We start from the raw sequence: 13,777 nt of genomic DNA, 5'->3' as shown, positions 1-13,777 counted from the left end.
CGAGGAACCCACCCGCGCCGAGCAACCCGCGCAGGCCGAGAAACCCACCCAGGCCGGGCAAGCCGCCGCGCCGGCCGAGCAGGCCACGACCGGCGACGTGCAGACGGGCGGGGCGCAGCCGTGAGCGCGCTGTCCCAGCGGCTCGGCGAGTTCGGCTACACGGCGGGCTGGCAGCTCGCCCGCCGGATGCCCGAGCCGATGGGGACGGCGGTGTTCGCGCTGGGCGCCGACCTCGCCACCCGCCGCGGCGGCGGGGGCGTGCGGCAGCTGCGCGCCAACCTCGCGCGGGTCGTGCCGCAGGCCGACGAGACGGAGCTCGACGAGCTCGTCCGCCGGGCCATGCGGTCGTACTCGCGGTACTGGTACGAGACGTTCCGGCTCCCGTCGATGGACCGCGCCGAGGTGATCTCCAAGGTCGGGGCCGCGATCACGGGGGTCGAGAACATCGACGCCGCCCTCGCCGAGGGCAACGGCGCGGTGATCGCGCTGCCGCACAGCGGGAACTGGGACGCGATCGGGGTGTGGCTGGCCGACCGGCTCGGCGGGTTCACCACGGTCGTCGAACGCCTGAAGCCCGAGTCGCTGTTCAACCGGTTCGTGGCCTACCGCGAGGCGCTCGGGTTCGAGATCGTGCCGCTCACCGGCGACAGCGCGGCGATGCGCCTGCTGCTGAAACGCCTGCGCGAGAACAAAGTCGTGTGCCTCGTCGGCGACCGCGACCTCACCGCGAGCGGGGTCCCCGTGCGGTTCTTCGGCGAGCGCACGCGCATGCCCGCGGGCCCGGCGCGGCTCGCCGCCACGACCGGGGCGGCGCTGCTGCCCGTCGGCTCGTGGTTCAGCGAGGACGGCTGGCAGGTCCGCGTGCACCCGCGCATCCGCGTCACCGCGCGCGCCGAGGTCCCCGCGGCCACCCAGGCGCTGGCCGACGCGTTCGCCGGCGACATCGCGGCGCACCCGGCCGACTGGCACATGCTGCAGAAGATCTGGCTCGCCGACCTCGAGGCCGGCGAACGCGCCAGCCTCGAAGAAGTGGGCTGACCCGGTGGTGGGCGGGCTGAAGATCGGGATCGTGTGCCCCTACTCGTTCGACGTGCCGGGCGGGGTGCAGGGCCACGTGATCGACCTCGCGCGGGCGCTCATCGCGCGGGGACACCACGTGTCCGTGCTGGCGCCGGCCGACGAGGACGCCGTGCTGCCCGACTTCGTGCACCCGGCGGGCAAGGCGCTCGGCATCCCGTACAACGGCTCGGTCGCACGGCTGCAGTTCGGGCCCGTCTCCTACGCACGGGTGCGCCGCTGGATCCGCGACAACGGGTTCGACGTGCTGCACCTGCACGAACCGGCCGCGCCCAGCCTGTCGCTGCTGGCCCTGAAGGTGGCCGACGGGCCGATCGTCGCCACCTTCCACACGGCGACCACGCGCTCGCGCACGCTGGCGGCATTCCAGCCCGTGCTGCGGCCGCTGCTGGAGAAGATCACCGCGCGCATCGCGGTGTCGGCGCTGGCCCGGCGGGTGCAGGTCGAGCACGCCGGCGGCGACGCGGTGGAGATCCCCAACGGCGTCGACGCCGAATTCTTCGCCCGCGCCACGCCGCTGGAGGGCTACCCGCGCGCGGGCGGCACGGTCGGGTTCGTCGGCCGGTTCACCGAACCCCGCAAGGGCATGGACGTGCTGCTGGAGGCGTCGCGCCGGTTGCTGCCGGAGTTCGAGGACCTGCGGCTGCTCGTGGTCGGCCGCGGCGACCCGGACCAGCTGCGGCGCATGGCCGGGCCCGAGCTGTGGCCGCACGTCGAGCTGCTCGGCCAGGTCGACGACGCCACGAAGGCCCGCGCGCTGCGCAGCGTCGACGTGTACTGCGCGCCGAACACCGGCGGCGAGAGCTTCGGCATGATCCTCACCGAGGCCATGGCCGCGGGCACGCCCGTGCTGGCCAGCGGGCTCGACTCGTTCCGCCGCGTGCTCGACGACGGCAAGGCCGGGCAGCTCGCGGCGACCGGTGACGCCGGCGCGCTCGCCGACGGCCTGCGCGAGCTGCTCGGCGACCCGGCGCGGCGCGCGTCGCTGGCCGCGGCGGCGGGGGAGCGCGTGACGGGGTACGACTGGTCGGTCGTCGTCACCCAAGTGCTGCGCGTGTACGAGACCGCGATCGCCGCCGACCCGAGGCTGGTCGTCCCCGCGGAACGGGAGTTCGCGCGGTGAGCTGGCTCGCGTGGCTGATCCCCGTGCTGGCCGCGATCGTGGTGCTGGGCGGGCTGTTCCTCGTCGCGACGGCCAACCGCCTCGACCGCCTCCACGTGCGCATGGACGCCGGCTGGGCCGCGCTCGACGCGGCGCTGGCGCGGCGGGCGGTGGTCGCGCGGGCCGTCGCCGCGCTGCTGGACGGCACCGGTCCCGGCCTGCACGCCGCGGCCGAGCGGGCCGAACGCGCGGCCCGCGCCGAACGCGAGGCCGACGAAAACGAGCTGACCCTGAGGCTCGGCGCGATCGACCGGACAGCGCTGCCGCCGGCGCTGGCCGAGGAGCTCACCGACGCCGAGCACCGCGTGGTCATCGCGCGCCGCGTGCACAACGACGCCGTGCGCGACACGCTCGCGCTGCGGCGCCGGCGGAAAGTGCGGTATTTCAAGCTCGCCGGGACGGCGCCGCTGCCGGAGTACTTCGAGTTCGCCGAACCCGACGTGTGACCGGAGTTCGGGGTGACGGCGGCAGACTGAGCCGCATGACCGTCGAACCGGATGCCTGCGCCGTCGCCCACGGTGCTCCCGAAGCGAACCCCGACGCGCGGACGCTGGTCGCCGTGTTCGCGTCGCCGGTGGCCCGGTACCTGCTGAGCTACGCCGCCGACCTGGGCTACCACACCGTGCTGTTCGAGCCGGACGCCGCGCGCGCCACCGACGTGCAGTCCGCGTGCGACATCCGCACCTCGATGCCGTCGGTCGACAAGACCGCGGACGTCGTGGTGACCGACCACCACCGCACCGAGCTGGGCCCGGTGCTGCGCGACGCGCTCGCCGAGGAGGCCCGCTGGGTCGGCGTGCTCGGCAACCCGCGGCACGAAGGCCCGCACGTGGCGGCCCTGACGGCGCTGGGCGTGCCGGCCCCGGACATCGCGCGGGTGCACCGCCCCGTGGGGCTGAACATCGGCTCGCGCAAGCCGGCGGAGATCGCCATCGCCGTGCTGGCCGGCCTCATCGCCGACCGCAACGGCAAGCCGGGCGGCTTCGAGTTCTGACCGGTGTGACCACCGGGTTCACAGGGGCATCGCCGCTCCTTCCGGCAGCGGTTCGAACCGGGCGTGGACGCGGGTGAACGTGGCCGTGCCCGAGCTCAGTGAGCGCAGGTCGATCGCGTAGCGCAGGAGCTCCGCGGCGGGCACCTCGGCGTTGATGACCGTGCGGCCGCCCTCGCCCGACTCGGTGCCGAGCACGCGCCCCCGCCGCGACGACAGATCGCCCAGCACGGTGCCCAGGTGCTCGTCCGGGAGCGTGATGGCGACGGTGTCGAGGGGTTCCAGCAACGTGATCCGGCTGGCCGCCGCGGCTTCCCGCAGCGCGAGCGCCCCGGCGGTCTGGAACGCCGCGTCCGACGAGTCGACGCTGTGGGCCTTGCCGTCCACGAGCGTCACGCGCACGTCGACGACCGGGTGCCCGTCCATGAGCCCGCGCTTGAGCTGCGCGCGCACGCCCTTCTCGACACTCGGGATGAACTGGTGCGGCACCGAGCCGCCGACGACCTTGTCGACGAACTCGAACCCACTGCCGCGCGGCAACGGTTCCACCTCGATGTCGCACACGGCGAACTGGCCGTGGCCGCCGGACTGCTTCACGTGGCGGCCGTGGCCGCGGGCGGGTTTGCCGAACGTGGCGCGCAGGCTGATGCGCACCGGTTCGGTGTCCACGTCGGCGCCGCCGGCACGCAGCCGCGACAGGACGACGTCGGCGTGCGCCTCACCCATGCACCAGAGCACGAGCTGGCCGGTTTCGGCGTTGCGGTCGAGCCGCAGCGTCGGGTCTCCGGCCACCAGCCGCGAAAGGTTGCGGGAGAGCGTGTCCTCGTCGCTGCGGGTCTTGGCGATGATGGCGACGGGCAGGAGCGGCTCGGGCATGCGCCACGGTTTCATCACCAGCGGGTCGTCCGGCGACGAGACGGTGTCGCCCGTTTCGGCCGAGCCGACCTTGGTCAGCGCGCACAGGTCGCCCGCCACGCAGTAGGGAACTTCGCGCAGCGCGGATCCGAGCGGTGAATAGAGGTGCGCCACGCGTTCGTCGGCGTCGTGGTCCTCGTGCCCGCGCTCGGCGAGGCCGTGCCCGGACACGTGCACGGCGTTCTCCGGCCGCAGCGTCCCCGAGAACACTCGGACGAGCGACACGCGGCCGACATAGGAGTCCACGGCCGTGCGCACGACCTCCGCGGCGAGCGGCCCCGCGGGGTCGGCCGTCAGGTCGCCGTGCGGGCCGCCGTCGGGAGTCGTCACGCCCGGCAGCGTGTGTTCCAGCGGCGACGGGAACGCGCGCACGATCCCGTCGAGCACCTCCGCGAGCCCGATGCCGCTGGTGGCGCACACGGGGATGACGGGGTGGAACGACCCGCGCGCCACCGCCGTCTCGAGGTCGGCGATGAGCGTGTCCTCGGAGATCTCCTCGCCGCCGAGGTAACGCTCCATGAGGGTCTCGTCCTCGCTCTCGGCGATGATGCCCTCGATGAGCTCGTTGCGGGCGTCCTCGAGGCCGGCGAGGTCGGCCGGATCGGGCTCGCCGATCCGCGGCGGGTAGCCGGCGGAGTAGTCGAAGTAGCGCTGGGTGATGAGACCGACCAGCCCGTCGCGAGCCGGGAGGTACAGCGGCAGCACGCCCGCACCGAACGCGGCCTGGCAGGCGGCGATCTCCGCGAGTGCGTCGGCCCGGTGGTGGTCGAGGCGGGAGACGATCACGGCCCGGGGCATCCCGACCGACGCGCACTCCTCCCACACGGCGACCGTCGCGGCGTCGACGCCTTCGGCCGCGCACACCACGAACAGCGCGGCGTCCGCGGCGCGCAGCCCCGCGCGCAGCTCGCCGACGAAATCGGCGTAGCCCGGGGTGTCGATGAGGTTGATCTTGTGGCCCTGGTGCAGCACCGGGGCCACCGACAGCCCGACGGACCGCTGCTGGCGCACGGCGGCCGGGTCGTGGTCGCACACCGTGGTGCCCTCGACGACCGAGCCGGCGCGCGGGACGGTGCCCGACGCCGCGAGCAACGCTTCGGTCAAGGTGGTCTTCCCGGACCCCGAGGGCCCCACCAGCACAACGTTGCGTACTCGGGCGGGGTCGGCCACAGCGACGGCGGCCCCGGTGTCGGTACTCCTGCTCTGTTTGTCGGCCATGGCGACTCCTCGGCGAACGGCTGGTGTACGCGATGTGTCCTCGATCACACACCCGCTACCCTGCGCAGGGCAAGGCAGGGCCGGGGGGACCACGCGTTTGCTCCCCGGTGTGTTCCGGCTTCGGGCCGGGTGGCGGGGGACGGGATGACGATCAGCAGGCGCACGTTCCTGTGGGCGTCCGGGGCGGCGGTACCGGTGGCGGCGGGCCTGGGGGCCACCACGGCGGACCGGTGGGCGGCCCTGCGGCGACGGCTTTCGGGGACGTTGCTCGTACCCGGCGACGCGGGGTACGAGGCCGCTCGTCACGGTTATTTCACGCTGTACGACCACCATCCGGCCGCGATCGCCGGTTGCGTGAGCGAGGCGGACGTGCAGGCGTGCGTGGACTTCGCCGCGCAGCACGCCATCCCGGTGGCCGCGCGCTCGGGCGGGCACAGCTACGTCGGATACTCCACTGTGGACGGCGGACTGGTGGTGGACGTCGGGCGGCTCGCCGGGATCCGCGTCCTCGACCACGGACGGGCCGTGGTGGGGGCGGGTGCGCGGCTGGGCCCGGTGTACCAGGCGCTGGGGACCGCGGGGCGGGCGCTGGCCGCGGGCACGTGCCCGACCGTCGGCATCGCCGGGCTGACGCTCGGCGGGGGAGTCGGGGTGCTGGGCCGCAAGCTCGGGCTCACGTGCGACCAGCTCGAGTCGGCGCGGGTCGTGACGGCCGACGGCGTGGCGCGCACGGTGTCGGCGCACCAGGACGCGGACCTGTTCTGGGCGTTGCGCGGCGGCGGGGGCGGCAACTTCGGCATCGTCACGTCGTTCACCTTCCGGACCGCCCAGGCGCCGGCCCTCACGTCCTTCAGCCTGCAGTTCCCGCCCGAGACGGCCGCGACGCTGCTCGCCGAATGGCAGGACTGGCAGCCGCGGATGCCCGACGAGCTCTGGTCCGACCTCGGGCTCGGCGCCACGGCGGCGAACTTCGGCGGCTGCTTCGTGGGTCCGCGCAGCCGGCTGAAGCCGATCCTCGACGATTTCGTCCGCCGGGTCGGCGCGGCGCCGCTGAAACGGGAGGAGCCGGAGACGGATTTCCTCGGCGCGATGCGGTACTTCGCCGGTTGCCCGGACCTCGCGGGTTCGGGGTGCGGCCCCGGCTGGGGTGGTGGCACGGGCAAGATCGGGACCGCCGCGTACGTCGCGACGTCACTGATGCTGATGCGCCCGGCGCAGGACCCGGCCGCGGTCCTGGAACTGCTGAGCGAGGACCCGGATTCTTACACGATCGTGGACGGTGGCGGCGGCGCGATCGCGCGCGGCGACTCGGCTTTCCCGCACCGCCGGGCGCTCGCGAGCTTCCAGTTCACCCACGGGCTGGAGCACGCGACCGAGGCCGCGGCAAGGCGCGCGATCGGGCGAATTCGCGACGGGCTCGGGCCGGAATTCGGCACCACCGGTTACGTCAACTACCTCGATCCGGAAATGCCGGAGTGGGGCCAGGCCTATTACGGCGGCAACCTGCCCCGGCTGCGCGCAGTGGCCCGGCGCTACGACCCGGACCGCGTGTTCTCCTTCCCCCAAGGGGTAGCCCCGGCCTGACTGTCCACAACGGATCGTTTTACACTTCTCCGATTCCCGTTTTTTCGAGGAGGAGGAACGTGCTTGAGCTGGCGTGGTCGGCGGACGAACTCGCGCGAACGAGGCTCGCGTTCTCCCCGCTGTGGGAAATCGTGGCGAGCGTCCGGGTGCTGGCCCGCCCGGGCGAGCACGCGCTGCACCTGCCGTGGGTGCGCAAGGCGTCGGGCGCGCTGGCCGACGCGGGGATCGACGTCACGCCACTCGCCGATCTCGTCGCCGGCCGCTCGGTGCCGCGGTTCCTCACGCCCGCACCGGCTTCGCCCGTGCCGCAGCTGGCCGACGAGCTCGCGGACCTGCGCGACGTCGCCCCGCGCGCGGTGCGGCGCGAGCTGGAGGCGATGGACCCGCCGCGCTCGGCCGCGCTGACCCGCCTGCACCGCGACCCGGAGGCCGGGCTCGACCGGCTCGCGGGGCTGATGGAGCGGTACTGGGCGGTGGCGCTGGCGCCCGCGTGGCCACGCATGCGGGCGCTGCTGGAAGGCGACGTGCTGCACCGGTCGCGGCTGCTCGCCGCCGGCGCGGCGGAGGACCTGTTCCACGACCTCGCGCCCGCCGTCCACTGGGCCGAGGGCGCGCTGATCGTCGCCCAGCGGCTCGTCCCCGCCACGGGCGCGCCGCACGGCCACGGGCTCGTGCTGGCGCCGTCGGTGTTCGTCTGGCCGCGCGTGATCTCACGAACCCACGCGGGCCGGCAGCCCGTGCTGCGCTATCCGGCCCGCGGCGTCGCCGGCCTGTGGGAAGCCGGTGGTACCTCGTCGTCGGCCGCCCTGCGCGGAGTGCTCGGCCGCAGCCGCAGCACGCTCCTCACCTCGCTGACCACGGCGGCGGACCTCGGCGAGCTGGCGCGCCGCACGGGCCTGAAGCAGGGCGTCGTCGCGAAGCACCTCCAGCTCCTGCGTGCCGCGGGCTTGATCGCCACGGCCCCCGACGGCGTCCACTCGCGAACGGTCGCCGCCGACGCCGTGGTGACCGCGGCCGACGACTGAGGGCTCAGGGCACCCCGGCCAGCCGCAGCAGCGCCGCCGTCGCCGCGGCGGCCACGACCACGGCCACGAACGGGGCCTTGCGCCACGCGAGCACCCCGCCGACCAGCACCCCGGCCGGGCGGGCGATGCCGGCGAACGCGTGCCCTTCCGTCAGCGCGCTCGTCGCGACGAGCGCGGCCAGCAGGACGACGGCCGAGAGCGCCATGAGCCGCTGGGCACGGGGGGAGAGGTGCACGCGCGTGCGCAGCACCGGCCCGGCGAAGCGGAAGGCGAACGTGCCCGCCGCGAGGACCACGGTGGCGATCAGGAGCTCGACGCCGTCCATCAGTGGGCTCCTTCCAGCGTCTTCGGTTCCTTGGCCGCCACGCCGACGAGTACGCCGGCCAGCGCCAGCAGCACCGGCAGGCCCGCGGGCAGGAACGGGGTGGCCGCCAGGGCGACCACCACGCCCACGGCGACGGGCAGCCGCGTGGCGCGGTCGCGCAACGACGGCAGGACGAGGGCCAGCAGCACGGCCGGGAACGCGGCGTCCAGGCCGAACGCGGCGGTGTCACTGATGGCGGTGCCCGCGAACGCACCCGCGACGCAGCCGGCGTTCCACGCGACGAACAGGCCCGCGCCGCACGCCCAGTAGGCGGCACGCCGGCGCCCCGAATCGCGCTGGGCCAGGGCGAAGGCCACCGACTCGTCGATCATCAGGTGGCTGCCGGCGATGCGGGCGGCCCACTTCGGGCCGAACACGTCGCCGATCGCGAAGCCGAACGGCAGGTGCCGCGCGTTCACCAGCAGGCCCGCGACCACGGCGGCCAGCGGGTTGCCGCCGCCGGCGATGATGCCCACCAGCATGAACTGCGACGCGCCGGCGAAGACCAGCAGCGACAGCAGCATCGGAGCCCACAGCGGGAACCCCAAGCCCACCGCGATGGCGCCGTAGGAGACGCCCACGAGGCCGTCGGCCAGGCAGACGAGCGCGATGTCCCGGGTCAGCTCCCGGTCGAGTGTTCGCCAAATCGAACGCATAGTGTCTTATGCTGAACACAGAACCGGGTGTTCGTCAAGGCGAACGGAAAGACTGATGGAGCGAACACAGATGTCGCAGGAGACCGGCGGCGCGCCGCTGGAGATCATCGCCGCGTCGCTGCGGCGCGAGCGCACCCGCGCGGGCCTGTCGCTCACCGAGGTCGCGCGCCGCGCCGGCCTGGCGAAGTCGACGCTGTCGCAGCTGGAGTCGGGCTCGGGCAACCCGAGCGTCGAGACGCTGTGGGCCCTCGGCGTGGCGCTCGACGTGCCGTTCTCCCGGCTCGTGGAACCCGAACGGCCCCAGGTCCGCGTGATCCGCGCGGGCAAGGGGCCGACGGTGTTCGCCGAGCACGCCGACTACGCGTGCACGCTGCTGTCCGCGTGCCCGCCGTCGGCGCGCCGGGACCTGTACGTGATCCGCGCGGAGCCGGGCACTCCGCGCAGGTCGGACCCGCACATGAACGGCGTGGTCGAGCACATCGTGATCTGCGCCGGGCGGGCCCGCGTCGGCGTGCGCGACGACCCGGTCGAGCTCCTGCCCGGCGACTACATCTGCTACCCCGGGGACGTGCCGCACATCTTCGAGGCGCTGGAGCCCGGCACGTTCGGGGTGGAGATCTCCGAGTACTCGTGAGAAGCGGTACCCGGGAACCCCGCGGTGAAAAACCCGGGGCCTACCAGCCGCGCTCGGCGAGGCGGTGCGGCTCCGGCAGCTCCTCGACGTTGATGCCGACCATCGCCTCGCCCAGGCCGCGCGAGACCTTGGCCAGCACGTCGGGGTCGTCGTAGAACGTCGTCGCCTTGACGATGGCCTCGGCGCGCTGCGCGGGGTTGCCGGACTTGAAGATGCCCGAGCCGACGAACACGCCCTCGGCGCCGAGCTGCATCATCATCGCCGCGTCGGCCGGGGTCGCGATGCCGCCCGCGGTGAACAGCACCACCGGCAGCTTGCCGTTCTGCGCGACCTCCTTGACCAGCTCGTACGGCGCCTGCAGCTCCTTCGCCGCGACGAACAGCTCGTCCTCAGGCAGCGAGGACAGCTTGCGGATCTCGGCGCGGATCTGGCGCATGTGGGTGGTGGCGTTGGAGACGTCGCCGGTGCCGGCCTCGCCCTTGGAGCGGATCATCGCCGCGCCCTCGGTGATCCGGCGCAGCGCCTCGCCCAGGTTGGTCGCACCGCAGACGAAGGGGACGGTGAAGGCCCACTTGTCGATGTGGTTGGCGTAGTCGGCGGGCGTGAGCACCTCGGACTCGTCGATGTAGTCGACGCCGAGCGACTGCAGCACCTGCGCCTCGACGAAGTGGCCGATGCGGGCCTTCGCCATGACCGGGATCGAGACGGTCTCGATGATGCCGTCGATCAGGTCCGGGTCGCTCATGCGCGCGACGCCGCCCTGGGCGCGGATGTCGGCGGGCACGCGCTCGAGCGCCATGACCGCGACCGCGCCGGCGTCCTCGGCGATCTTCGCCTGCTCGGCGGTGACCACGTCCATGATCACGCCGCCCTTGAGCATCTCCGCCATGCCGCGCTTGACCTTGGCGGTGCCGGTGACGGACTGGGGTTCGGGGGTGGTCTGCTGCTCGGACACCTCGGGGCCTTTCTCGGGACGGACTGCTGCGCCTTCGAGCGTAGGGGCGCGGTGGACCGGTGAACCAGGCCAGTGCCCGGCTATCTCGGCAGTCCACTTTTCGCGTGGCCACCACCTGCGGATCCGCTCGCCGCCGGGCGGTGTCGGGCGCGTCACGTGCCGCCGGATCGACGCTGACCTGCACCGGCGCCGGCGGGGTATCCTGGAGGTATCTGTGGGGGCGGCCACGCGGATTCCCGCTGCCGCCCGGCCCGCGGGTGTGCTGAGCTCCGGCAAGATCCCCCTCGAGGTGGCCACTCGGCGACGTTTCGAGAAGGCCACTCGGCGGGGCCGGGGTCCGGTGGCCGGCCCCGTCGCTCGGGTGGGTGACAGCCGGCCGACTGCCCGCTGACCTGGCCGGGAGGCCCGCGAGGCGTCCCCCTAAGCTGAGCAGAACGTCTTTCGGGAGGTCGGGTGGCGACAGCTTCGGGAGCACGGCCGACGGTCGGCGTGCTCGCCCTGCAGGGCGCCGTGCGCGAGCACGTCGCGATGCTGGAGCGCGCGGGCGCGCACGCCGTGCCCGTGCGCCGCGCGGCGGAACTGTCCGAAGTGGACGGCCTGGTGCTCCCCGGCGGGGAGTCCACCACCATGTCGCGGCTGCTGGAGAGCTTCGAGCTGCTCGAGCCGCTGCGGGCGCGGATCGCGGACGGGATGCCCGCCTTCGGCTCGTGCGCCGGGCTGATCCTGCTGGCGCGCCAGGCGCTCGACGGGCGCCCGGACCAGCAGCAGCTCGGCGGGCTCGACGTGGTCGTCCGGCGCAACGCGTTCGGCCGGCAGGTCGACTCGTTCGAGGTGGACCTCGACTTCGCGGGTGTCGAAGACGGGCCCGTGCACGCGGTGTTCATCCGGGCCCCGTGGGTCGAGAAGGCGGGGGCGGGGGTCGAGGTGCTGGCCACCGTGCCGGCGTCGCTCGTGCCCGACGACCCCGACGGTGGCGGGCGCGAGGCTAGGATCGTCGCCGTCCGGCAGGGGTCGGTGCTGGCCACGGCGTTCCACCCGGAGATCACCGGGGACGAGCGGGTGCACCGGTTGTTCGTCGAGCTCGTGCGAGAAGCCTGAGCAGGGATTGCGGCGTGCGCGCGACGCGAGTCGGGGGCACGCGGAACAAATGGAGGAAAGATGAGCGGCCACTCCAAGTGGGCCACGACGAAGCACAAGAAGGCCAACCTCGACGCGAAGCGTGGCAAGCTCTTCGCCCGGCTGATCAAGAACATCGAGGTGGCCGCCCGGACCGGCACCGGCGGTGGGGACCCCGACGGCAACCCCACCCTCTACGACGCCATCCAGAAGGCGAAGAAGAACTCGGTCCCGCAGGACAACATCGAGCGCGCGCGCAAGCGCGGCGCCGGTGAAGAGGCCGGTGGTGCCGACTGGCAGAACATCACGTACGAGGGCTACGGGCCCAACGGCGTGGCGGTGCTGATCGAGTGCCTCACCGACAACAAGAACCGTGCCGCCATGGAGGTCCGGACCGCGCTCACGCGCAACAACGGCTCGCTGGCCGACCCGGGCTCCGTCGCGTACATGTTCAACCGCAAGGGCGTCGTGATCATGCCCAAGGGCGAGGCGACCGAGGACGACGTCCTCATGGCCGTGCTCGACGCGGGTGCCGAGGAGGTCAACGACCTCGACGAGAGCTTCGAGATCGTCTCCGAGGGCGGCGACCTGGTCCCGGTGCGCAAGGCGCTGCAGGAGGCCGGGTTCGAGTACGAGTCGGCGGAGCTCACGTTCCTCCCGACGGTCTCGGTGCCGCTGGACGTCGACGGCGCGAAGAAGGTCTTCAAGCTGATCGACGCGCTCGAGGACTGCGACGACGTGCAGAACGTCTACGCGAACTTCGACGTGTCGGACGAGGTCATGGCCTCGGTCGACTGACGTCGGCCCGCGGCGGGTTTTCCCGCCGCGGCAAGGAATTCGGCGGCACACCGAGAGTAGAGCGTGCCGGCGAACGGCCCCGGTCGGGTGCGGGAGAGTCCGCGTCCGGCCGGGGCCGTTTCTCGTGTGATCAGCGGAGCGTAGTCGGATTCCTTGCTGTGCCCGGAAATTCGCGGCTGTCGGCACTGGGCTCAGCCGCGCGGGTACGGCACAATGGCCGCCGTGACGACCTCAGCCCTCACCGCCGAAGAGCAGCGCCTGATCGACTGGATCGAGTCCCAGGCGAAGGAACGGGGCAACGCGGTCATCGCGGTCCCGCAGGACGACCAGGGCGCCGGCTTCTGTTTCACCGCCTGCGCGTGGGCGCTGCACAACGTGCCGGAGGCCGTGGTCGTCGGCCTGCCCGGCGACCTGGGGCCGATCCTGCTCGACGCGTACGTCGACCGCGCCGCCAACGGCGAGATCTTCGAGGTCGGCAAGCGCTACGACGACTTCTTCCAGGGCAGTGCCGTCGTGTTCGAACGCGTCGCGAAGGGCCACTACCCGGAGTACTTCGGCTCGGCGTTCCTCGTCTACCCGGACGGCGACTTCCCGGCACTGCAGGTCCTCGTCGCCACGGCCGACGGGCACTTCCCCTGGCAGGACACGGCTCCCGAAGGGTTCGCCGAGTGGCAGCCGGTGCTCACGGAAAGCGGTGTGCCCGAAAGCTGGACCCCCGGCGTCGACGGCCCGTGATCAGCCACGGCCGGTGATCACCGCCGGCCGCTGATCACCGCGGCAAGGCCCGCAGATCCGCCGCCGCGCCGGGAAACCGCGCGGCGAGCGTCTCGACGTCGGCGAACTCCACGCAGTCGTCGGTGTAGGCGGCACCACCACGGTGCCGAGCAGAGACCACTCGCCCAGCGGTACCGTCGCCTGCCACGTGCCGGCGGGCACCACGACCTGCGGCCGTTCGCCCGCGGCGACGTCGGTGCCCAGCACCGGCCGCGTGACGGTGCCGTCCGCATGCAGGAGCAGCATCCGCGCCGGCGCTCCGGCGTGGTGCACGAAGACTTCGACGCGGTCGAGCCGGTGCGGCGCCGAGAACTGCGGCGCCACCAGCAGGTAGTAGATCGCGGACCCCTCTTCGGAACGCCAGCTCTGCGCGAAGAGGCCGCCTTCGACGGGCAGCGGCGACAGACCCAGGTGGCGGATGAATTCCGGCGGCTGCGGCATGGCGACCATCCTGCCGGGCCCCCGCCCAGTAGCCTGCACCTCGAACGGATGTTCGCGCGGGCGAAGG

The 13,777-nt window shown here is 73.2% G+C and carries 14 protein-coding genes and 1 pseudogene; 10 read left to right on the top strand and 5 right to left on the bottom strand.

Features of this window, described 5'->3' with window-relative positions; all coding sequences use genetic code 11:
* The first annotated feature begins 120 nt into the window (after positions 1–120).
* The 4 genes from ACQPXB_RS27645 to ACQPXB_RS27630 are packed head-to-tail and all read left to right on the top strand — an operon-like array spanning position 121 to position 3,233.
* Entirely contained in the window at positions 121–1,038 is a 918-nt protein-coding gene (locus ACQPXB_RS27645; protein ID WP_366576899.1) for a phosphatidylinositol mannoside acyltransferase, read from the top strand.
* Positions 1,039–1,054: 16 nt separating this feature from the next.
* Entirely contained in the window at positions 1,055–2,200 is a 1,146-nt protein-coding gene (locus ACQPXB_RS27640) for a glycosyltransferase family 4 protein (RefSeq protein WP_366577009.1), read from the top strand.
* A complete protein-coding gene (locus tag ACQPXB_RS27635; RefSeq protein WP_366576897.1) occupies positions 2,197–2,685 on the top strand; it encodes an NUDIX hydrolase in 489 nt (162 codons plus the stop codon). Before ACQPXB_RS27640 ends, ACQPXB_RS27635 begins: the two co-directional genes overlap by 4 nt.
* 35 nt (positions 2,686–2,720) lie before the next feature.
* Positions 2,721–3,233 (top strand): XdhC family protein, encoded by a 513-nt coding sequence (locus tag ACQPXB_RS27630; protein WP_366576895.1) that lies wholly within the window; start codon positions 2,721–2,723, stop codon positions 3,231–3,233.
* A gap of 18 nt (positions 3,234–3,251) precedes the next feature.
* On the opposite strand, the gene ACQPXB_RS27625 is transcribed toward ACQPXB_RS27630, so the two are convergent.
* Positions 3,252–5,363 carry an elongation factor G-like protein EF-G2 gene (locus ACQPXB_RS27625; protein WP_366576893.1) on the bottom strand — a complete coding sequence of 704 codons (2,112 nt, stop codon included), beginning with the start codon at positions 5,361–5,363 and terminating at the stop codon, positions 3,252–3,254.
* A gap of 144 nt (positions 5,364–5,507) precedes the next feature.
* Here ACQPXB_RS27625 and ACQPXB_RS27620 point away from each other — a divergent pair, with 144 nt between their 5' ends.
* Together ACQPXB_RS27620 and ACQPXB_RS27615 are read left to right on the top strand one after the other, a co-directional pair.
* Positions 5,508–6,947 (top strand): FAD-binding oxidoreductase, encoded by a 1,440-nt coding sequence (locus tag ACQPXB_RS27620; protein ID WP_432844933.1) that lies wholly within the window; start codon positions 5,508–5,510, stop codon positions 6,945–6,947.
* Between the two features lie 59 nt (positions 6,948–7,006).
* Entirely contained in the window at positions 7,007–7,972 is a 966-nt protein-coding gene (locus tag ACQPXB_RS27615; RefSeq protein WP_432844932.1) for a DUF5937 family protein, read from the top strand.
* A 4-nt stretch (positions 7,973–7,976) separates the two neighbouring features.
* Here ACQPXB_RS27615 and ACQPXB_RS27610 read toward each other — a convergent pair whose 3' ends face one another.
* Both ACQPXB_RS27610 and ACQPXB_RS27605 read right to left on the bottom strand, forming a co-directional pair.
* A complete protein-coding gene (locus ACQPXB_RS27610; protein WP_366576887.1) occupies positions 7,977–8,297 on the bottom strand; it encodes an AzlD domain-containing protein in 321 nt (106 codons plus the stop codon).
* Entirely contained in the window at positions 8,297–8,992 is a 696-nt protein-coding gene (locus tag ACQPXB_RS27605; RefSeq protein WP_432844931.1) for an AzlC family ABC transporter permease, read from the bottom strand. Before ACQPXB_RS27605 ends, ACQPXB_RS27610 begins: the two co-directional genes overlap by 1 nt.
* 70 nt (positions 8,993–9,062) lie before the next feature.
* Here ACQPXB_RS27605 and ACQPXB_RS27600 point away from each other — a divergent pair, with 70 nt between their 5' ends.
* Complete coding sequence (locus ACQPXB_RS27600) at positions 9,063–9,626, top strand: helix-turn-helix domain-containing protein (RefSeq protein WP_366577007.1); 564 nt, start codon at positions 9,063–9,065, stop codon at positions 9,624–9,626.
* Positions 9,627–9,666: 40 nt separating this feature from the next.
* Here ACQPXB_RS27600 and pdxS read toward each other — a convergent pair whose 3' ends face one another.
* Positions 9,667–10,581 (bottom strand): pyridoxal 5'-phosphate synthase lyase subunit PdxS, encoded by a 915-nt coding sequence (gene pdxS, locus ACQPXB_RS27595; RefSeq protein ID WP_366576883.1) that lies wholly within the window; start codon positions 10,579–10,581, stop codon positions 9,667–9,669.
* Positions 10,582–11,034: 453 nt separating this feature from the next.
* On the opposite strand from pdxS, the gene pdxT reads away from it, so the two are divergent.
* The 3 genes from pdxT (at position 11,035) to ACQPXB_RS27580 (ending at position 13,230) form a co-directional block, all read left to right on the top strand.
* Complete coding sequence (pdxT, locus tag ACQPXB_RS27590; protein WP_366576881.1) at positions 11,035–11,679, top strand: pyridoxal 5'-phosphate synthase glutaminase subunit PdxT; 645 nt, start codon at positions 11,035–11,037, stop codon at positions 11,677–11,679.
* Between the two features lie 60 nt (positions 11,680–11,739).
* Positions 11,740–12,495, top strand: coding sequence for a YebC/PmpR family DNA-binding transcriptional regulator (locus tag ACQPXB_RS27585; RefSeq protein ID WP_360604005.1), 756 nt, complete (start codon positions 11,740–11,742; stop codon positions 12,493–12,495).
* A 213-nt stretch (positions 12,496–12,708) separates the two neighbouring features.
* Complete coding sequence (locus tag ACQPXB_RS27580) at positions 12,709–13,230, top strand: DUF4262 domain-containing protein (protein ID WP_360604007.1); 522 nt, start codon at positions 12,709–12,711, stop codon at positions 13,228–13,230.
* A 34-nt stretch (positions 13,231–13,264) separates the two neighbouring features.
* Here the strand turns inward: ACQPXB_RS27580 and ACQPXB_RS27575 are convergent.
* A pseudogene (locus tag ACQPXB_RS27575) lies at positions 13,265–13,710 on the bottom strand (cupin domain-containing protein).
* Positions 13,711–13,777 lie beyond the last annotated feature (67 nt).

Source organism: Amycolatopsis sp. CA-161197 (assembly GCF_050942255.1).
Lineage (GTDB): Bacteria > Actinomycetota > Actinomycetes > Mycobacteriales > Pseudonocardiaceae > Amycolatopsis.
Note: the sequence above shows the minus strand (reverse complement) of the source record. Positions and strands in the feature narration are given on the sequence as shown.

Excerpts from the sequence above, each read along its gene's own strand:
- ACQPXB_RS27620 (WP_432844933.1), top strand. The coding sequence starts at position 5,508 with ATGACGATCAGCAGGCGCACGTTCCTGTGGGCGTCCGGGGCGGCGGTA.
- ACQPXB_RS27585 (WP_360604005.1), top strand. The coding sequence starts at position 11,740 with ATGAGCGGCCACTCCAAGTGGGCCACGACGAAGCACAAGAAGGCCAAC.
- ACQPXB_RS27580 (WP_360604007.1), top strand. The coding sequence starts at position 12,709 with ATGGCCGCCGTGACGACCTCAGCCCTCACCGCCGAAGAGCAGCGCCTG.
- ACQPXB_RS27610 (WP_366576887.1), bottom strand. The coding sequence starts at position 8,297 with ATGGACGGCGTCGAGCTCCTGATCGCCACCGTGGTCCTCGCGGCGGGC.
- ACQPXB_RS27625 (WP_366576893.1), bottom strand. The coding sequence starts at position 5,363 with ATGGCCGACAAACAGAGCAGGAGTACCGACACCGGGGCCGCCGTCGCT.
- ACQPXB_RS27600 (WP_366577007.1), top strand. The coding sequence starts at position 9,063 with ATGTCGCAGGAGACCGGCGGCGCGCCGCTGGAGATCATCGCCGCGTCG.
- ACQPXB_RS27605 (WP_432844931.1), bottom strand. The coding sequence starts at position 8,992 with ATGCGTTCGATTTGGCGAACACTCGACCGGGAGCTGACCCGGGACATC.
- ACQPXB_RS27630 (WP_366576895.1), top strand. The coding sequence starts at position 2,721 with ATGACCGTCGAACCGGATGCCTGCGCCGTCGCCCACGGTGCTCCCGAA.